We start from the raw sequence: 19083 nt of genomic DNA on the forward strand, positions 1-19083 counted from the left end.
GATGAGCATTAAGGGAACCGTGTTAGAAAAAATTGTGCTGGATAAAGCCGTCTGGGTCGAGGCGCGTAAAGCGCAGCAGCCGCTGACCACTTTCCAGAACAGCCTGCAACCGGCCGAACGCCATTTTTACGATGCGCTGCGCGGTACACGAACTGCCTTTATTCTGGAATGCAAAAAGGCGTCACCGTCGAAGGGACTGATTCGCGAGGACTTTGATCCCGCGACCATCGCCGGTATTTATCGGAACTATGCCTCCGCCGTTTCCGTATTGACCGATGAAAAATACTTCCAGGGCAACTTCGAGTTTCTGCCCATCGTCAGTGCGGCGATCACGCAACCGGTGCTGTGCAAAGATTTTATCATCGACCCTTATCAGATCTACCTGGCGCGTCATTACCAGGCCGATGCCATTCTGTTGATGCTGTCGGTGTTGGATGACGAGCAGTACCGCCAACTGGCCGCGGTGGCCCACAGCCTGAAAATGGGTGTGCTGACCGAGGTTAGCAACGAAGAAGAGCTGGAACGCGCCATCGCGCTGGAAGCCAAAGTGGTAGGCATCAATAACCGCGACCTGCGCGACCTGTCGATTGACCTGAATCGTACACGCCAGCTTGCCCCACGCCTCAGCCACGGCGTAACAGTGATTAGTGAGTCCGGCATTCATAACTATGCACAGATCCGTGAACTCAGCCATTTTGCCAATGGTTTCCTGATTGGTTCGGCGCTGATGGAAGAAGATGACCTCAACGCAGGCGTGCGTCGCGTATTGTTGGGTGACAACAAGGTGTGTGGCCTGACCCGTGCGGAAGACGCGCGCAGCGCCCATGAGGCCGGTGCCATTTATGGTGGGGTGATTTTTGCCGCAGGCTCGCCACGTCAGGTGAGTACGCAACAGGCGCAGGCGGTGATCGCCGCTGCACCGTTGAAATACGTTGGCGTGTTTCGCAATCAGGGCATAAGTGACATTGTCACGCAAGTCACTGCGCTCAACCTGTTCGCCGTCCAGTTGCATGGCGATGAAAACCCGGCATTTGTTGCCGAACTGCGTCAGGCATTGCCGGAAACCGTACAGATCTGGAAAGCGCTGAGTATCAAAGATACGCTCCCTGCGCGCGACTGGCCGCATGTTGACCGCTATGTATTGGATAATGGTCAGGGCGGTACCGGCCAGCGTTTTGACTGGTCACTGTTGCAGGGACAGGATCTCAGCAATGTGCTGCTGGCGGGCGGATTAAGCGCCGACAACTGTGTCGAAGCGGCACAACTGGGTTGCGCCGGTCTGGACTTCAATTCTGGTGTGGAATCGTCGCCGGGCATTAAAGATGCCAGCAAAATTGCCGCAGTGTTCCGCACCTTACGCGCCTATTAATTTCTCTTGCCCGCCGGGAGCGGGCTGGATAAGGAAGATGAGAAGATGACGTTACTGAATCCCTATTTTGGCGAGTTTGGCGGGCAATATGTGCCGCAAATCCTGATGCCCGCTCTGCGTCAGCTGGAAGCGGCATTTGTCGAAGCCCAGCGCGATCCGGATTTTCAGGCCGAATTTACTGACCTGCTGAAAAACTATGCCGGTCGCCCCACGGCGCTGACGCTGTGCCGCAACCTGACCAAAGGCACCAAAACCCGCCTGTATCTGAAGCGTGAAGATTTGCTGCACGGCGGCGCGCACAAAACTAACCAGGTGCTTGGTCAAGCATTGCTGGCAAAGCGCATGGGCAAAAATGAAATCATCGCGGAAACCGGTGCGGGTCAGCACGGCGTCGCCTCTGCCCTGGCCTGTGCGCTGTTGGGTATGAAGTGCCGCATTTATATGGGCGCGAAAGACGTGGAGCGCCAGTCACCTAATGTGTTCCGTATGCGCCTGATGGGTGCAGAGGTGATCCCGGTGCACAGCGGCTCCGCCACGCTGAAAGATGCCTGTAACGAGGCGTTGCGTGACTGGTCCGGCAGCTATGAAACCGCACACTACATGCTCGGCACCGCGGCAGGTCCACACCCCTTCCCGACCATTGTGCGCGAGTTCCAGCGTATGATTGGCGAAGAGACCAAAGCGCAGATTCTGGAAAAAGAAGGTCGCTTACCGGATGCAGTTCTGGCATGTGTCGGCGGTGGCTCGAATGCCATCGGCATGTTCGCTGACTTTATCGATGAAACCAGCGTTGGTCTGATCGGCGTTGAACCGGCAGGTCACGGTATCGAAACCGGTGAGCATGGCGCACCGCTCAAGCATGGCCGAGTAGGCATCTACTTCGGCATGAAAGCGCCGATGATGCAGACCGAAGAAGGCCAGATTGAGGAGTCGTACTCTATCTCGGCGGGTCTTGATTTCCCGTCGGTGGGACCACAACACGCCCATCTCAACAGCATTGGTCGTGCTGAATATGTGTCGATCACCGACGACGAAGCACTGGACGCCTTTAAGCAACTCTCCCGTGCCGAGGGGATTATCCCGGCACTGGAGTCTTCACACGCCCTCGCCCATGCGTTGAAGATGATCCGTGAAAACCCGGAAAAAGAGCAGTTGCTGGTGGTTAACCTGTCTGGCCGCGGCGATAAAGACATTTTTACCGTTCACGATATTTTGAAAGCGAAGGGAGAGATCTGATGGAACGTTACAATCAGCTGTTTAAACGTCTGTCGGCGAACAAAGAAGGTGCGTTCGTTCCTTTCGTCACGCTGGGCGATCCGTCGCCAGAGATGTCGCTGAAGATTATTGATGCGCTGGTCGCGGGTGGTGCCGATGCGCTGGAATTAGGCATTCCGTTCTCCGATCCGCTGGCCGATGGTCCGACCATCCAGAACGCCACTTTGCGCGCTTTTGCCGCCGGAACCACCACCGCACAATGCTTTGAAATTTTGGCAGCCGTACGCCAGAAATACCCTGAGCTGCCAATTGGCCTGTTGATGTACGCCAACCTGGTGTTCAGCAAAGGGATCGATAACTTCTACGCCCAGTGCGCAGCCGTTGGTGTCGATTCCGTCCTGGTGGCCGATGTGCCGGTGGAAGAATCCGCCCCGTTCCGTCAGGCGGCAATGCGCCACAATGTGGCACCGATCTTTATCTGCCCGCCGAACGCCGATGATGATCTGCTGCGTGAAATTGCTTCGCATGGCCGTGGTTATACTTACCTGCTGTCACGCGCCGGAGTGACCGGTTCTGAAAACCGTGCCCATGTGCCGTTGCAGCACCTGATCGACAAATTGCGTGAATACCATGCTGCTCCGCCGTTGCAGGGCTTTGGTATCTCTGAACCGGGTCAGGTGAAAGAAGCCGTCAGCGCCGGTGCTGCCGGTGCCATTTCTGGTTCTGCTATTGTGAAGATTATTGAACGTAATCAACATCAACCAGAGACGTTGCTGAGCGAACTGCAAGCCTTTGTCAGCAATCTGAAGGCCGCAACCCGTTAATCGCCCCGCCTTATCTGCCGCACGGCGGATAAGGCGTTCTCCCTACTCCAGTTGAAAGGTTTGCTCATCACCAGAGCCATCCGGATAAACCAGCCTGAGAGTGAGATTGTCTTCGCTGATACGCCAGGTGATCTTCTCATCGTCCGGACCGATGCGCCAACGTGCATCACTGTCGGGATTATCCGCCATCCAAATCACCCGATCCTCCTGTAAACGACAACGAATCGCCCAGCGCGAATGATCCGATGGACGCAGATAATGCACCCAGGCAACGCCCTGTTCGTCGACGTTGTCCAGTTGCATGATGCGGAAATTACGCCCGAAGCTAATGGCGGCGGTCGCCTTACAGATGGTGCCCAGGTGCGGATTAATCAGCCGGGATTCCGCCTGCGCGTGTGGCACCGGCAATGTCTGGCTGGCAAAAAGTTGTAACCAGGAAAGGTAGCCAACGGTGGCGATGATCAGGATAAGGGTTTTTTTCATTGTTTGATCCCTGAAGGCAGCGGCTGAGGTGTTCACAGCGTAACCGATTGCCAAATAAAGCAATGGGATCAATAAGTGGCAAAAAACGCCATATTCCGTGTTTTTTCCACCCGGTCATTTGACCATTCCCAACCGCCACACCACACTTTAATCGCACCGTCACATCGCGGTGAAACATCATGTATGACAAGGAGATAACCGATGAATTTGTTCAAAGTCGTTGCAGGATTGCTGATGGCTGCGGTGATGGCGCTGGCACTCAGCGCATGTGCACCTACGTCAACGCAGGAAGGAACCGGGGGTTACATCGATGACACGGTGATTACCACCAAGGTGAAAACAGAGTTGTTGAAAGATGACTCGCTGAAATCCACGGAGATCAATGTGGAAACTTTCAAAGGGCGCGTACAGTTGAGTGGATTCGTCAGTTCACCGCAAATGGCGAACCGTGCCGTGGCGGTGACACGCACCGTCGCCGGTGTTAAATCTGTCGTAAATAATATGCAAATCAAATAAGTTATCGGGCGACTATCTGGTCGCCCGATTTTATTGCACTACATCTTAATATTATCAGGACATTTCTAAATCAACCCGTCTTCTTTCTCATCCTTTGATTATTTTATCCCGTCTGTGTCGTTTTTATAATTCACACGAAAAAAGGTGATAACCACCGTTTCTTGTTAATCACACAGCAAATGAATAATCAAAAGGATATTCCCTGATGAAACTTAAACATCGGACGTTGCTATCTTTAGTAATTGGTAGCATCTGTGCTGGCTCCGTACCCAGTGTATTTGGTCATGGTGGCTTAGTTGAGCCACCAGCACGTCAGTATTATTGCAATCAAAACCAGAATCTTGATGTCTGCAAAAAAGCCTCCGCAGAAAGCAATGATGGTGGTCAGTCGATTTATACCTGGCAAGAGTTGACAGGTTTTGTTGGTGGTAATCACAGCGCAGAACAAGCCAGAAAAGAGATCCCCAGCACCCTCATTTGCTCAGGTACCGATAAAGGGAGAGGATTCAGTTCACCGCGCGCCGAATGGCACACCACGCTGATCAAGCCAGACAGCAACGGTAAGGTCAAAATGCGTTATGGCTATACGCAACCTCATGACCCTTCATGGATTGAATTCTATATCAGTAAAAAAGGGTACAATCCGGCAGAGAAAGCCCTGGGCTGGGACGATGTGGAGTTACTGGATACCGTTGTTTCTTCCAAAGCAACTCAAAAAAGACCAGGAGACGTTCCGGGCGCTTACTCCAGCTACGAGGATTTTAATATCACCATTCCGGCAGACCGTACCGGCCGTGCCGTGATTTTTTCACGCTGGCAGCGTAATGACCCCGCTGGTGAAGGCTTTTACAACTGTAGTGATGTGATAATCGATCAGCCAGGAAGTGGTGAATTACCGACTGAACCCGAGAATCCGGGTGGTGAGGATGGCGGTCAAACTACCGATTGGTTTGAATACAGTAAATTTGCCCACGAGCACAAACCGGTAGCCGGTGAATATGTTCACTTCCGTTTGATGGGTGGCACTAAAGGTACCAACCTGGTTGATATTAAAAAAGAGATCACTGCCGCTAACGTTAATGATAAATGGATTGCTGAGCTGGCAACTGAAATTAACACCAACCATTCCAATTTTGTTCTGATCGGTAAGCAAAGCACCAGCGGCAGTATTTCATTTGACCCAACCGATCTTCGTAATAATGGTATCTTCTTACAAGATAATATGCAGTCAGTTGTTATGACTGTTGAAAAAGCAACGAATGCACCGGTTGCGGTGGCAGGGACCAACTTTACCGTTGAGAGCAATAAAGAATCCCGTAATTATCCACTGGATGGCTCTGCCAGTAAGAATGCGGATACCTATAAGTGGACGATTGTCTCGGGTCACGATATCGGCGCAATGCAAACCCTGGACAATGGAGCATGGGTGCAGAGCGTCAGCACAGCGAAAGCCCGTGCGCTGATCAAACCTGGCACAAGCGGTAAGGTTACCTACCGCCTGACAGTGAAAAAAGGTGATAAAACCGATAGCAGTGATATCACTGTGACGGTAAAAGCGACAGAAACCAAACCGATCGCCAATCTGGAAATTCAGGGTAACGACACCATTTCAACAGGAAACCTGCGTGCAACCCTGAGTGCGGCCAATTCAACCTTACCGGGTAATGCTTCACTCGATACCGCTAAGTTTGAGTGGTCGGTGCTGAACAACGCGAATAAGATTGTGTTCAAACATCGCCATGGTCAGATTGCGACTCTCGATTATCCGGCCTCAGTAGTAATGGAAGATTTCGATGTTGACGTTCAGGTAAAAATTACCGACCCCAACACGGGCCTTTCTTCAACTGCCACCCAGACGGTTAAAGTTCGCCGTTAATCACCTGTCACACGCCTTGTAATTATCAAGGCGTGTTGATTATCTCATCGCCTCCGGTTTCGTCAGGAGGCGAATGCTCAGGAAGTCGTATATGACAAGGACAATTAAGGTTCTTTGCCTTGTGCCTTCAGCACTGCTGCTATGCTCGCTGTTTTCTCAGGCAGTACAATCTGCCCCTCTGCCACTGGTATGGGGAATAAAAGAGCAAAGACTGACGGTGACGAATAACGGTAAAGTGCCGATCCAACTCGACAAAGATATCAAACTGCTTCCGGATGATGCGCTTGTGGCGTTGAATGAAACCACAGTACTTCCGGGACAAACCGTCATCGTCTACGGTGCCTGTCCACACCATCTGCCGCTGCAAAAAGAGGTGATGTTTACGCCAATGACAGCCGATGGACAGCAGGAAGCATCGCAAACGTTGCCGCTTACCCACTGATATTCAGACCAGGTCGCCATATATGGCGACCTGGAACTGTCATCCCATCGCCAATCAGAAACGATAACCGACACCAAAGAAGAACACCCAGGGATCGATACGGGTATCAATATTCTGTTGTTGTCCATTCGCTTTAAATTTTACGGTGGTATCGATATCCATGTACCACAGTGAAGCATTCAGCATCCAGTCGCGGTTGATTTGATAATCTACGCCCACCTGACCCGCCGCTCCCCAGGAATCTTTCACGCTAAGGTCGGTCAGACCCGCATCACGACCGGTCTGGTTGAATTTGGCATCATAAAATGTGGTGTAGTTTATACCCACACCCACATAGGGACGGAATTGGCTTTTACTGTCGAAGAAATAATATTGCGCCATCAAGGTGGGTGGCAACTGGCGTACTGTTGCCAGATTACCCGTTGGTCCCAGACCAACCTTATGACGGAATGGCGTCGCAGCCAACAACTCGACACCGATGTTATCGGTGGCCATATAGGTAAAAGTCAGACCCAGTTGCGTATCATTACTCACGTTAAAACCGCCCATACCCAGCACATTGTCAGAGCCTTCGGTCGGACGTACTGTCGCGCTACCCGCACGCATAAAGAAGTCACCCGCCTCATGGGCCAGTGCCAATTGTGGGATCGCCAGTGCCACCAGCAGCGCGCATTTTGCCAGTCTCATATTCACTCCTTTGCCAGAATTGTTGATGTTATTGATCAGCGTTGGTGGCAAAGATCTAACGCTTTTTCAGGCAAAATGCATGTGAATCAATTCAAATAAATCACTTATAAAACAATGAATTGATTCAGATCAATTTTGGCCTTACACAGCGTAATAAAAATCCCCTTGCGAAAATTTCACAGCGTGACTACTTTGCTATTTCTCTTCCGTTGATTTTGGTTCGATGCTTAGGAGAAGCGGGCGATCAAATGAGCGATTCACTTAACCCTTGTATGACCTGTGGCGCCTGCTGCGCCCATTTCCGTGTTTCTTTCTATTGGGCCGAAGCTGACGATGCGGGCGGCCTTGTTCCCGTTGAATTAACCGAACCCCTCAGCCTGTTGATGCGGAATATGCGCGGCACTAACGTACGCGAACCGCGTTGTGTGGCATTGCAGGGCGAGATCGGCGGCTGCGTCTCTTGCGGCATTTATCAACACCGTCCTTCCCCTTGCCGTGAATTTGAGATGTCGGGTGAACATGGCGTGCTGAACGAAGCCTGCGATCGGGCCAGAGCGCGCTATGGTTTACCTGCTCTTTTTCACCCTTCTTTACCTGAGATGACAGAAAGATGTCCTAATCCGGGTGCCAGCCTGCCCGCAGAACATGTACAATCGCCGGGTTAATTAACCCGGTTTCTCCAAGGAGTGTACATGTCTATCACGGCAAGCTCGTTATACCGTGACACAGGAAATTTTCTGCGCCATCAGCTGATTACCATTGTGCTGATGGCGTTGCTTACCTCATTTATAACCGTGATTATCGGCCACGCCCTGACGCCTGGTGCTGACCAGTTGTCGCTGTTGAGTCAGAGCGATGACAGCGCTTCTTCGCTGTTTGAACTGGTACAGAATATGTCGCCGGAACAGCAGCGTATTTTGCTGCGCGCCTCAGCGGCAGGCACCTTCGCGGCGCTGGTGGGAAATACCTTGTTATTAGGCGGTATGCTGTGCCTGATCCCGATGGTATCAAGCGGTCAGCGTGTGAGCGCGCTGCGTGCCATCGGTGCTTCAGCACCAACGCTGCCCAAATTGCTGCTGCAAACCTTTTTAATCACCCTGCTGGTGCAACTCGGCTTTATGGTGCTGATGGTGCCAGGGGTGATGCTGGCGATCCTGCTATCGCTGGCACCGGTGATGCTGGTCAATGAGAAGATGGGTGTGATGAGTGCGATGCGCGCCAGTATGCGCATGGCATGGAAAAATATGAAACTGATCGCGCCGGCCATTATTGTCTGGCTGCTGGCGAAAATTGCGCTGATGTTCTTTTTCTCCTCGCTGACGGTACTGCCCGCCAATGTCGCGTCTGTGGTTTTGAACGCGTTGGGGAACATGGTTTCCGCCATCCTGATTATCTACCTGTACCGGCTGTATATGCTGTTACGTTAACCTTATGGCGCTCGTTGAGCGCCTGAATTAACGCCCCTGACTGGATATTCTATGAAGCAGTTACTCGATTTTCTCCCTTTGGTCGTGTTCTTCGTTTTCTACAAGCTTTACGACATTTTTGTCGCTTCGGGCGCGCTGGTGGTTGCCACGGGTATCGCGCTAATCGCCAGTTGGGTGCTGTACCGCAAACTGGAAAAAATGACCATCATCACCTTCGTACTGGTTGCCGTGTTTGGCACGCTGACGCTGGTGTTCCATAACGATGAATTTATCAAATGGAAAGTGACGGTGATTTACTCTCTGTTTGCGCTGGCGTTGCTCTACAGCCAATGGTTTATGCAGCAACCGCTGATTCAAAGCATGCTGGGTAAAGAGTTGCAGCTCCCGGATTCGGTCTGGCGTCGTCTGAATATTGCCTGGGCGATTTTCTTCCTCGCCTGTGGCATGGCGAATATTTATGTTGCATTTTGGTTATCACAGGAGTTTTGGGTTAACTTTAAGGTGTTTGGTCTGACAGGTCTTACCCTGCTGTTTACCCTGTTAAGTGGCGCATACATCTGGCGACACATGCCACAACAAGAAGAAAAATAATCTCTGATGCCCGGCTCTGCCGGGTTTTTTGGCGCTTGCCGCCTCACCTGCATAAGAACTGAAGCAATGGACGAAAAACATAAATTGCCGCAAGGCGAAATGGTGCTGCGCACGCTGGCGATGCCAGCAGATACCAACGCCAACGGTGATATTTTTGGCGGCTGGCTGATGTCGCAGATGGATATGGGCGGTGCCATCCTGGCAAAAGAGATTGCTGAGGGCCGTGTCGCAACAGTACGGGTGGATGGCATGAGTTTCCTGAAACCCGTTGCGGTAGGTGATGTGGTGAGCTGCTATTGCCGCTGCATTCGCACCGGTAACAGCTCGATGACCATCAACGTGGAAGTGTGGATCAAAAAAGTCTCGTCGGAACCGATTGGTCAGACATATTGTGCGACCCAAGCGGTGTTTATTTATGTCGCTATTGATAACTCCGGCAAGTCACGACCACTGCCACCGGGTAAAGCCAATCTGAGTGATTAACAGCGCTAAAAAAAGCGGTCATTGACCGCTTTTTTCTTATTCGATATTCGCGCCACCGTTGATGCGGAACACGATATTCATCGTCAGGTTGGTGCCGGGACGCCCTGGCTGATAGCGCCATTTCTTCATCGCCTGCTTCACTTCACGTTCAAACATGTTGCGCGGTTCCGCAGACAGAATCTGAATGTTATCGACACGACCGTCACTATCCACATCGAACTGTACCCGCACCCGTCCCTCAACGCGCAGCGCGAAGGCGCGTGCCGGATAGGCTGGCTTACTGACACTCATCGCTTTCGGACCATCAGAAACCGAAGGCGTGGAGGTTGGCGTGGTTCGCGGTGCGGTCGTCGGGCGCGTCTGGGTAGTTGGGGCGTCAGTTTTCACCGGAGCCTGCGGCTTCGCCTCTTCGCGTGGTTTCACCTCACGTTTCGGCTCATGCTTCTTCTCTACCTTCGGCTTGGGTTTTGGCTTCGGCTCAGGTTTTGGAATCGGGATCGGAACTGGCTCGGCTTTTGGTGGTTCCGGCGCGACTTCTGGTACTGGCTCAGGAGTGGGTTCTGGCTCTGGTGGCGGCGGGGTCTGCACGGTTGGCGCAGGTTCAGGCTGCACTTCAGGCGCCACCATTGTAACGCTGATCGGTTGGGATGCTTTCGGAACCTCAATGACCTGATGAAACGATGCATAAAGAATGCCGGCAATTACCGTACCGTGAAGAACCACAGATAACAGCACAGAAACCGGGGTACGTTTGGGAAAAGGCGTAGTCAGCGTCGTCATAACAGTCATGTTCATTGAGTGAAGCGCAGATTTTAAATGCAAATAGCAATCAGTTTCAACAAGCAGAGTTAAGTGTTTACCGTAAATGCCTTTTTTAGCCTCATTTGCGCTGGATGGCAGTGGGATTATCTTTCGTTTGCACTCTGATTAACGATCACTTAACGTGTTCGGCAAATCAGACCAGTCTAACGGGAGTTCCCTATCGTGCTTTATGTCATTTATGCGGAAGACAATGCTGACTCGCTCGAAAAACGCACCGCTGTACGCCCTGCCCATCTGGCACGTCTGCAATTGTTGCAGGATGAAGGGCGTTTGATTGTGGCTGGCCCAATGCCCGCCGTCGACAGCAACGATCCTGGCGCGGCCGGTTTTACCGGTTCTACGGTTATTGCAGAGTTCCCGTCACTGGAAGCGGCACAATCCTGGGCCAATGACGACCCTTATATCGCGGCGGGCGTGTACAAGCAGGTGGCAGTAAAGCCGTTTAAACGGGTATTCTAAATATACCTTTACGATAAAGAACAAACGGTTGCATGTAAATTGCAACCGTTCATTTTGAAAGATACGCAATAAGCACCTTGCTAATTATTTATAATAAAATAATTATCAGAAAAATTAAAATACAATAAAAAATAATAAACACGAAAACCATACTCATTTGCTACTATGAATTCATCTCAACACACATCGGAGATGTAATCATGGTTATACGCATGATCATCTGCTTTGCTTTCCTTTTTTCATCATCGACATTTACGCATGCAGAGCAAAAGAAGATAACAATTTATTCAGATGGTGTTTCCTGCCCTGCAAATTGCGATGCACATGTTGTCTTTGATAAGCGAATGAATGGTACTGAATTCGCTTACAAGCCAAATACTCAATATGAACCGTGTAAACCTAACAGCGAATGTCGTATTTGTCTGGAGTCAGGAGGGAAGCAATGCTTGAATGTAATGTATCGCGGACCTGGTCCCCACAAAAACACGTTCGATTTCACACCTGCATTCTACATACAAGCTTGTGGTAAAAACCCAACGCAAAGACTATTACTTGAGATGTGCTCATCTATGCAAAAGAGTGCAAGTAGACTCAACACAAGAATCAATTGCATACAAAACCCCAGCAAAGATGTTTGTGTAAACATTATGATGAGTGCAAATAAGGAAAAAACCAAAGATACTGAGAAATATAAACAATGTCTCACCCAGGGCGAGACATCTTATAATCGAGGGGTAACTAAGGTAGATATGCGGTCAGAAAAGTGTGCCTATGAACGCTATGGTACGGGAAAAAATAGCGATGGTAAAACATGGAGAAAATTATTACCCGCCGCATGCAGAAATAACACTTATGTTGGAAGAGATGGTTTAGACTGTTGTAGTGGTAATACTCTGACAGATGGCCCGTTAGCCCATGAGTGCACCATTTATTATCCTAAGTAATGGCATGAGCTTATTGAAATTGTGGTGAAACCACAGTTCGGTTCCGCAACCATTTTCTGGAGAAAAGAGGGGGTGATATTTATCACCCCCTCTTTTCTATTATGGGTAAATGTGCTGAGGGACAGTTAATCAAAAACGCCATTTATAATTGCAGTCACCACCGCAGTACTTAGCGCAATAAGAACAAGGTCGTCACCAACAATACGCCATTCATAACCTGGATAGTAAGGCAGTTCACTGAGCATTGATTTGGGAACATACCGCTTCGCGATTCCTGGCGGTAACGGTTTACCTCTCGCCAGATTTTTCGCAATTCCCGGAGGCAACGACTTATAACCCGTCATCCCCATATCAATGGCTAAACCTCTTGCAAATGAAAATGAAACTTCGGTGTCTGCATTACGTGGATTTTTTCCTTTTACACCCGAACTATAACTGCTGTCATTATATCCTTTCTTACTATTCCCACTATTGTTTGCGTGTCCATTCCCATTGCCGTGTCCATTGCCATTACCCGGATTTGCAAATACATATGTGGATGACAACATTAGACATAATGTTGTAACGAGAAGATTTGACTTGATTTTGTTTAACATGATATTGCTTCCAGAGGGGCTTTTTATAAAGTTATCCCTGGAACTACTAAACTGCAATTTCATGCAATCCTAAATGCGACCACAACAACGCTGATACAATAAAGAATCGATACCGATCACATTAAGAGATACAAAATTGGAAAACAGCGCGGTTAATCGCGCTGTTTATTATTCATCCGAACATCAGATGCCTGTGTTAACGCTTGCTTGTCAGGCATTCTGGGTGATAAACAGGATGGAGCGGCGATGCTGCTGCGCGACCTGATGACGAATAGCGTGAATACGCTTGTAACGACGTGATTGCCCTTCCAGCCAGCGCGCACGACGACGCTGCACCTGACGTAACATTCTCCAGCGAGCCACTTCATTTCTGCTTCGTCTCATCACATCCTCTCAGACAGGCTAATCACCGGCACGCATTATAGTGATCTGCCATAAAATGCCAATTCGAATCGCTTATCGTTACCCCGTTATGATTAAAGGTTTCGCTACCGTTCAGCAACACGTAAACTTTGCTCATCAAAGCGCGAACGGGACGTCCACTTAATGACCACATTTTATACCCTTATCAGTTGGTTGCTGCTTTTTGGCTACTGGTTGCTTATCGCCGGGGTGACGCTGCGTATTCTGATGAAACGCCGTGCCGTCACCTCCGCAATGGCCTGGTTGCTGATCATTTATATTCTGCCGCTGGTGGGTATCATTGCGTATTTGTCATTTGGTGAACTGCATCTGGGTAAACGCCGTGCGGAACGCGCGCGCACCATGTGGCCTTCTACCGCCAAATGGCTGAACGACCTGAAACAATGTCGCCATATTTTTGCCACCGAACATAGCGACGTGGCGCTGTCGCTGTTTCAGCTTTGTCATCACCGCCAGGGCATCGCCGGGGTTAAAGGTAACCAGTTGCAGTTGCTGACCAACTCCGACGATGTCATGCATGCGTTAATTCGCGACATCCAACTGGCACGCCATAACATCGAGATGGTGTTTTATATCTGGCAACCCGGCGGTCTCGCCGATGAAGTGGCAGAATCGCTGATGGCCGCCTCACGCCGTGGTGTCCATTGCCGCCTGATGCTCGACTCCGCAGGCAGCGTCGCCTTCTTCCGTAGCCCGTGGGTCGGCATGATGCGCAATGCCGGTATCGACGTGGTGGAAGCGTTACAGGTCAGCCTGCTGCGTGTATTCCTGCGCCGGATGGATTTGCGTCAGCATCGCAAAGTAGTGTTGATTGATAACTACATCGCGTACACCGGCAGCATGAACCTGGTCGATCCGCGCTTCTTTAAACAAGATGCTGGAGTCGGTCAATGGATTGATGTGATGGCACGTATGGAAGGCCCGGTGGCGACCACCATGGGGATTGTCTACTCGTGCGACTGGGAGATTGAAACCGGCAAACGTATCCTGCCCCCGGCACCCGATACCAATATCATGCCGTTTGAGAAAGAGAGTGGCCACACCATTCAGGTGATCGCTTCTGGTCCAGGATTCCCCGAGGACATGATTCATCAGGCGTTGCTGACTGCCGTTTACTCGGCTCGTCATCAGTTGATCATGACCACGCCGTATTTCGTGCCGAGCGATGACTTGCTGCATGCCATTTGTACCGCTGCACTGCGCGGGGTCGAGGTCAGCATTGTGGTGCCACGCCATAATGATTCGCTGCTGGTGGGCTGGGCCAGTCGTGCCTTTTTCACCGAGCTGCTGGAGGCGGGGGTGAAGATTTACCAGTTTGAAGATGGCCTGCTGCATACCAAAAGCGTGCTGGTTGATGGTCAGCTCAGCCTGGTGGGTACGGTGAATCTGGATATGCGCAGCCTGTGGCTCAATTTTGAGATTACTTTGGTGGTGGATGACGCCGGTTTTGGTAGCGATCTCGCCTGCGTACAGGATGATTACATCGCGCGTTCACGCCTGCTGGATGGCGCTCGCTGGGCAAAACGTGCCTGGTGGCAACGCATCGTCGAACGACTGTTTTACTTCTTCAGTCCTTTACTGTAAAACGAGCGGAAATATTTACCGCCGCAGGGCACGCCAATGACTATGGATTTAAATAACCGCCTTACCGAAGATGAAACGCTGGAGCAGGCTTACGATATTTTTCTTGAGCTGGCAGGCGACAATCTCGATCCCGCAGATATCATTTTGTTCAACCTGCAATTTGAGGAACGCGGTGGCGCAGAGCTGTTCGATCCGTCAGAAGACTGGCAGGAGCATGTCGATTTTGACCTGAACCCTGACTTTTTCTCTGAGGTGGTGATTGGTCTCGGTGAAGCCGATGGTGAGCCGATTACCGATGTGTTCGCGCGTATTCTGCTGTGCCGCGAGAAAGACCACAAGTTGTGCCATATTCTCTGGCGCGAATGATCGCAGCACGATAATGAACGCCGGGCACTTGCCCGGCGTTGTGTTTTATAGCGGATCGACCTTCAGACAAGACACCGCATGACGGAAGCTGCCTTCCAGCAATGGACGCGTTTTGGCACACTCCGGCCCGGCTATCGGACAACGAGTGCGGAATACGCAACCTGATGGCGGATTGATCGGCGACGGCAGTTCCCCTTCCAGTAGCTGAATCTGTTTGTTCTTCTCCAGATCCGGGTCGGGAATCGGCACCGCTGACATCAACGCACGCGTATACGGGTGCTGCGGATTGCTGTAGACCTCATCGTAAGTCCCCAGCTCCACCGCATGACCGAGATACATCACCAACACACGGTCAGAAATGTGTTTAACCACCGCCAGATCGTGCGCGATGAAGATCAGCGACAGCCCCATCTCACGTTGCAGCTGCTGCAACAGGTTCACCACCTGCGCCTGAATCGACACATCGAGCGCAGAAACGGGTTCATCACAAATAATCAGCTTCGGTTCGAGGATCAACGCACGCGCAATGCCGATACGTTGACACTGACCGCCCGAAAACTCATGCGGATAACGGTTGATGAGGTTGGGCAGCAGGCCAACCTTCATCATCATGTTTTTGACCTTGTCCTTCACTTCCTGACGCGGCATCTTCGGATGATAGGTGCGCAGCGGCTCCGCAATGATATCGCCGATGGTCATACGCGGGTTGAGCGACGCCAGCGGGTCCTGGAAGATCATCTGGATATCACTGCGCGCTTTGCGCCACTCTTCCTGACTCTGTCCCAGCAAATCGCGTCCCAGCCATGCCACACGACCATCAGTGGCCTTCACCAACCCGATGATTGCGCGTGCCAGCGTCGATTTACCACAGCCGGATTCACCCACCACGCCGAGGGTTTCCCCCTCGTACAGGCGCAGGCTCACGCCATCCACCGCCTTCAGGGTTTTGGCGGGTTGCCAGAACCACTGCTTGCCATCTTTGATATCGAAATGCACCTTCAGATCGGCGATTTCCAGTAACACTTTTTTCTCAGCTACGGCGTTCATACTAACTCCTCCACCGGCTTGAAGCAGGCGCGCAGACGACCTTCACCAAAAGGTTCCAGTGCCGGGACTTTGGCACAGACATCCATCGCATGCGGGCATCGCGGTTGGAACGGACAGCCCTGCGGCAGACGCAACAGGTTGGGCGGGTTACCCGGAATCGTCATCAGCGACTCCCCTTCGGCATCGAGACGCGGTACCGCGCTCAGCAGACCAATCGAGTACGGATGCGCCGGTTGATAGAACACATCACGCGCCCGGCCATACTCCATAGTACGCCCGGCATACATCACCAGCACCTTGTCGCAGATCCCGGCAACCACGCCCAGATCGTGCGTAATCATGATGATCGCCGTGTTGAACTCGCGCTTCAGTTCGTTCAGCAGCGTCATGATTTGCGCCTGTACCGTCACGTCTAATGCGGTGGTGGGTTCATCGGCAATCAATAATTTCGGACGACACAGCAACGCCATAGCAATCATTACGCGCTGGCGCATCCCGCCTGAGAATTCATGCGGATACATTTTCATGCGTTTGCGTGCTTCCGGCATTTTTACCGCATCCAGCATACGCACTGACTCTTCAAACGCCTGGGCGTTGCTCATCCCTTTATGCAGCTTCAGTACTTCCATCAGCTGTTCGCCAACGCGCATGTAAGGGTTCAGCGAGGTCATCGGGTCCTGGAAGATCATCGCGATCTGCTCGGCGCGCAGTTTATTCAGCGTATTTTCCGGCAGGTTGAGGATCTCCTGGCCGTTAAATTTGGCAGATCCGCCAATGCGACCGTTTTTCGCCAGCAGCCCCATCAGCGCAAACGCGGTCTGCGATTTACCGGAACCCGACTCGCCAACGATACCGAGGGTTTCACCGGCTCGCAGCGAGAAGTTGAGATCGTTGACCGCAGTGACATCGCCATCGTGCGTACCAAAGGTGACACGCAGATCTTTAACATCTAACAACAGGTTGCTTCCCGCACGGGCCGCCATTGCTGGCTGAAATTCATGAATGGTCATCGGGAAACTCCTCAACGATCTTTCGGGTCGAGGGCATCACGCAGGCCATCGCCGATAAAGTTAAAACAGAACAACGTGATCACAAGGAAACCCGCCGGGAACATCAGCAACCAGGGGGAAACTTCCATCGAGTTTGCCCCGTCGCTTAACAACGCCCCCCAACTGCTCAGCGGCTCCTGCGTACCCAGGCCGAGGAAGCTGAGGAAGGATTCGAACAGGATCATGCTGGGTACCAGCAGCGAGGCATACACCACCACCACCCCGAGGACGTTAGGTACGATATGGCGCAACACGATGTTCATCGTTGATACCCCACCAACCTGCGCGGCTTCGATAAACTCTTTGCGTTTCAGGCCCAGGGTTTGCCCGCGCACGATACGTGCCATATCCAGCCACGACACCATGCCGATGGCGACAAAAATCAGCAGGATATTACGGCCAAAGAAGGTCACCAGCAGAATGACGAAGAACATAAACGGGAAGGAGTTGAGGATCTCCAGAATACGCATCATCACCGAGTCGGTTTTACCGCCAAGATAACCGGCAGCCGAACCGTACAAGGTGCCGACCAGCACCGCAATCAACGCAGAGGCAATCCCCACCATCAGCGAGATACGGCCACCGATGGCCACGCGCACCAGCAGATCACGCCCGGAAGAGTCGGTACCGAACCAGTGACCCGAAGTGGTATCCGGCGGAGCCGACATCATGCCCCAATCGGTATCGTCGTAGCGGAATTGCGACAGCATCGGCGCAAAAATCACAAACAGCGCGATCAGCACCAGCACCAGCAAACTGAGTAGCGCGGCGCGGTTATGAATAAAGCGACGACGCGCATCCTGCCACAGGCTGCGCCCTTCCACTTCCAGCTTTTCACTGAAGGCATCCAGAGCTTCGCTGTTTTTCTTACTTAACATCATGGGCGAACTCCGGCGTCAGTAGCGAATCTTCGGATCGATAACGGCATACAGCACGTCAACGACCGCGTTAAACACAATAGTCAGCACACCAACCAGAATGGTCAGGCTCATCACCAGCGAATAGTCACGGTTCAACGCACCATTCACAAACAGCTGACCAATACCCGGCAGGCCGTAAATCGACTCGATCACCATTGAACCGGTGATGATACCGACGAAAGCCGGTCCCATATAGGAGATGACGGGCAGCAGTGCCGGTTTCAGCGCATGACGCAGCACGATACGACGCAGCGGCAGCCCCTTCGCCCGCGCGGTGCGGATAAAGTTGGAGTGCATCACTTCAATCATTGAACCACGCGTGATACGTGCGATGCTGGCGATATACGCTAACGACAGCGCTACCATCGGCAGCAGCATATATTGCAGTTGCCCACCATTCCAGCCGCCGCCAGGCAGCCAGCGCAGGGTGATGGCGAAGATCAGCACCAGCAATGGCGCTACCACAAAACTGGGTATCACCACGCCGGTCATGGCGACCCCCATCACCGCGTAATCCCATAAACTGTTCTGTTTTAACGCGGCTATCACGCCCGCCGCAATGCCCAGCACCATTGCCAGCACAAAGGCGGCAAGCCCGAGCTTGGCTGATACCGGGAAGGCATGTCCCACCAGATAGTTAACGCTGTAATCCTTATATTTAAAGGAGGGACCAAAGTCGCCGTGCGCCAACTGGATCAGGTAATCAACGTACTGTTTGCCGATGGGGTCGTTGAGATGATATTTGGCTTCGATATTGGCCATGACTTCGGGCGCCAGGGTACGCTCACCGGTAAAGGGGCTGCCGGGGGCCAGTCTCATCATAAAGAAGGAGATGGTGATTAGAACAAAGAGCGTCGGAATCGCTTCAAGAATCCGGCGCAGGATGAATTTTAACATTGCCGTACCTACCAGGCTGTTGCTTCACAAAGTAATGGGCGGTGCCGCAGCACCGCCTCTGTC

General features: G+C 51.9%; 23 protein-coding genes. 14 read left to right on the plus strand and 9 right to left on the minus strand.

All coding sequences use genetic code 11. The annotated features are described in order from the left end of the window. Position 1 precedes the first annotated feature (1 nt). The 3 genes from trpCF to trpA are packed head-to-tail and all read left to right on the plus strand — an operon-like array spanning position 2 to position 3408. A complete protein-coding gene (gene trpCF, locus CTZ24_RS10865; protein WP_208723519.1) occupies positions 2 to 1369 on the plus strand; it encodes a bifunctional indole-3-glycerol-phosphate synthase TrpC/phosphoribosylanthranilate isomerase TrpF in 1368 nt (455 codons plus the stop codon). A gap of 45 nt (positions 1370 to 1414) precedes the next feature. Next, the gene (gene trpB / locus CTZ24_RS10870) at positions 1415 to 2605 is read left to right on the plus strand and encodes a tryptophan synthase subunit beta (RefSeq protein WP_208723520.1); all 1191 of its coding nucleotides are present in this window, start codon (positions 1415 to 1417) and stop codon (positions 2603 to 2605) included. Then, complete coding sequence (trpA, locus tag CTZ24_RS10875; protein ID WP_021183081.1) at positions 2605 to 3408, plus strand: tryptophan synthase subunit alpha; 804 nt, start codon at positions 2605 to 2607, stop codon at positions 3406 to 3408. Before trpB ends, trpA begins: the two co-directional genes overlap by 1 nt. Before the next feature lie 42 nt (positions 3409 to 3450). Here the strand turns inward: trpA and CTZ24_RS10880 are convergent, their stop codons facing one another. Beyond that, entirely contained in the window at positions 3451 to 3891 is a 441-nt protein-coding gene (locus CTZ24_RS10880) for a hypothetical protein (protein ID WP_208723521.1), read from the minus strand. A 201-nt stretch (positions 3892 to 4092) separates the two neighbouring features. On the opposite strand from CTZ24_RS10880, the gene CTZ24_RS10885 reads away from it, so the two are divergent. The 3 genes from CTZ24_RS10885 (at position 4093) to CTZ24_RS10895 (ending at position 6725) form a co-directional block, all read left to right on the plus strand. After that, positions 4093 to 4407, plus strand: coding sequence for a BON domain-containing protein (locus CTZ24_RS10885; RefSeq protein WP_208723522.1), 315 nt, complete (start codon positions 4093 to 4095; stop codon positions 4405 to 4407). Between the two features lie 205 nt (positions 4408 to 4612). Further along, positions 4613 to 6283 carry a lytic polysaccharide monooxygenase gene (locus tag CTZ24_RS10890; protein WP_208723523.1) on the plus strand — a complete coding sequence of 557 codons (1671 nt, stop codon included), beginning with the start codon at positions 4613 to 4615 and terminating at the stop codon, positions 6281 to 6283. 91 nt (positions 6284 to 6374) lie between these two features. Then, positions 6375 to 6725, plus strand: a complete 351-nt coding sequence (locus tag CTZ24_RS10895) for a hypothetical protein (RefSeq protein WP_152521865.1) — start codon at positions 6375 to 6377, stop codon at positions 6723 to 6725. Between the two features lie 54 nt (positions 6726 to 6779). On the opposite strand, the gene ompW is transcribed toward CTZ24_RS10895, so the two are convergent. Beyond that, a complete protein-coding gene (gene ompW, locus CTZ24_RS10900) occupies positions 6780 to 7412 on the minus strand; it encodes an outer membrane protein OmpW (RefSeq protein ID WP_208723524.1) in 633 nt (210 codons plus the stop codon). 248 nt (positions 7413 to 7660) lie between these two features. Between ompW and CTZ24_RS10905 the strand changes: the two genes are divergently transcribed. The 4 genes from CTZ24_RS10905 (at position 7661) to yciA (ending at position 9913) form a co-directional block, all read left to right on the plus strand. Then, positions 7661 to 8077, plus strand: a complete 417-nt coding sequence (locus tag CTZ24_RS10905; RefSeq protein ID WP_208723525.1) for a YkgJ family cysteine cluster protein — start codon at positions 7661 to 7663, stop codon at positions 8075 to 8077. Between the two features lie 27 nt (positions 8078 to 8104). Continuing rightward, positions 8105 to 8839: a YciC family protein gene (locus CTZ24_RS10910; RefSeq protein WP_021183074.1), complete on the plus strand. Its 735-nt coding sequence runs from the start codon at positions 8105 to 8107 to the stop codon at positions 8837 to 8839. A 51-nt stretch (positions 8840 to 8890) separates the two neighbouring features. Further along, positions 8891 to 9430, plus strand: a complete 540-nt coding sequence (locus tag CTZ24_RS10915) for a septation protein A (protein WP_208723526.1) — start codon at positions 8891 to 8893, stop codon at positions 9428 to 9430. 66 nt (positions 9431 to 9496) lie between these two features. After that, positions 9497 to 9913, plus strand: coding sequence for an acyl-CoA thioester hydrolase YciA (gene yciA / locus CTZ24_RS10920; RefSeq protein WP_208723527.1), 417 nt, complete (start codon positions 9497 to 9499; stop codon positions 9911 to 9913). A 36-nt stretch (positions 9914 to 9949) separates the two neighbouring features. Here yciA and tonB read toward each other — a convergent pair whose 3' ends face one another. Beyond that, positions 9950 to 10693, minus strand: coding sequence for a TonB system transport protein TonB (gene tonB, locus CTZ24_RS10925; RefSeq protein ID WP_208723528.1), 744 nt, complete (start codon positions 10691 to 10693; stop codon positions 9950 to 9952). 204 nt (positions 10694 to 10897) lie between these two features. Between tonB and CTZ24_RS10930 the strand changes: the two genes are divergently transcribed. Together CTZ24_RS10930 and CTZ24_RS10935 are read left to right on the plus strand one after the other, a co-directional pair. Then, positions 10898 to 11194, plus strand: a complete 297-nt coding sequence (locus CTZ24_RS10930; protein ID WP_021183070.1) for a YciI family protein — start codon at positions 10898 to 10900, stop codon at positions 11192 to 11194. Positions 11195 to 11394: 200 nt separating this feature from the next. Then, a complete protein-coding gene (locus tag CTZ24_RS10935) occupies positions 11395 to 12138 on the plus strand; it encodes a hypothetical protein (RefSeq protein WP_208723529.1) in 744 nt (247 codons plus the stop codon). 125 nt (positions 12139 to 12263) lie between these two features. On the opposite strand, the gene CTZ24_RS10940 is transcribed toward CTZ24_RS10935, so the two are convergent. Further along, positions 12264 to 12734 (minus strand): anti-virulence regulator CigR family protein, encoded by a 471-nt coding sequence (locus CTZ24_RS10940; RefSeq protein WP_208723530.1) that lies wholly within the window; start codon positions 12732 to 12734, stop codon positions 12264 to 12266. A 210-nt stretch (positions 12735 to 12944) separates the two neighbouring features. After that, the gene (locus tag CTZ24_RS10945) at positions 12945 to 13118 is read right to left on the minus strand and encodes a YciY family protein (protein WP_152521863.1); all 174 of its coding nucleotides are present in this window, start codon (positions 13116 to 13118) and stop codon (positions 12945 to 12947) included. 162 nt (positions 13119 to 13280) lie between these two features. Here CTZ24_RS10945 and cls point away from each other — a divergent pair, with 162 nt between their 5' ends. Together cls and CTZ24_RS10955 are read left to right on the plus strand one after the other, a co-directional pair. Further along, positions 13281 to 14741 (plus strand): cardiolipin synthase, encoded by a 1461-nt coding sequence (gene cls / locus CTZ24_RS10950; RefSeq protein WP_021183067.1) that lies wholly within the window; start codon positions 13281 to 13283, stop codon positions 14739 to 14741. A 36-nt stretch (positions 14742 to 14777) separates the two neighbouring features. Further along, on the plus strand, positions 14778 to 15107 hold the full coding sequence (locus tag CTZ24_RS10955) for an HI1450 family dsDNA-mimic protein (RefSeq protein ID WP_013509338.1): 330 nt from the start codon (positions 14778 to 14780) through the stop codon (positions 15105 to 15107). 45 nt (positions 15108 to 15152) lie between these two features. Here the strand turns inward: CTZ24_RS10955 and oppF are convergent, their stop codons facing one another. From oppF to oppB, 4 genes are read right to left on the minus strand one after another with little or no spacing between them, the layout of a single operon-like run. Next, a complete protein-coding gene (gene oppF, locus CTZ24_RS10960) occupies positions 15153 to 16154 on the minus strand; it encodes a murein tripeptide/oligopeptide ABC transporter ATP binding protein OppF (protein ID WP_021183066.1) in 1002 nt (333 codons plus the stop codon). Then, a complete protein-coding gene (locus CTZ24_RS10965) occupies positions 16151 to 17164 on the minus strand; it encodes an ABC transporter ATP-binding protein (protein WP_208723531.1) in 1014 nt (337 codons plus the stop codon). The genes oppF and CTZ24_RS10965 overlap by 4 nt, the downstream gene beginning before the upstream one ends. Before the next feature lie 11 nt (positions 17165 to 17175). After that, positions 17176 to 18084: an oligopeptide ABC transporter permease OppC gene (gene oppC / locus CTZ24_RS10970; RefSeq protein ID WP_036625040.1), complete on the minus strand. Its 909-nt coding sequence runs from the start codon at positions 18082 to 18084 to the stop codon at positions 17176 to 17178. Positions 18085 to 18099: 15 nt separating this feature from the next. Continuing rightward, the gene (oppB, locus tag CTZ24_RS10975; protein ID WP_013509342.1) at positions 18100 to 19020 is read right to left on the minus strand and encodes an oligopeptide ABC transporter permease OppB; all 921 of its coding nucleotides are present in this window, start codon (positions 19018 to 19020) and stop codon (positions 18100 to 18102) included. Positions 19021 to 19083 lie beyond the last annotated feature (63 nt).

It is taken from the genome of Pantoea phytobeneficialis (genome assembly GCF_009728735.1).
Lineage (GTDB): Bacteria > Pseudomonadota > Gammaproteobacteria > Enterobacterales > Enterobacteriaceae > Pantoea > Pantoea phytobeneficialis.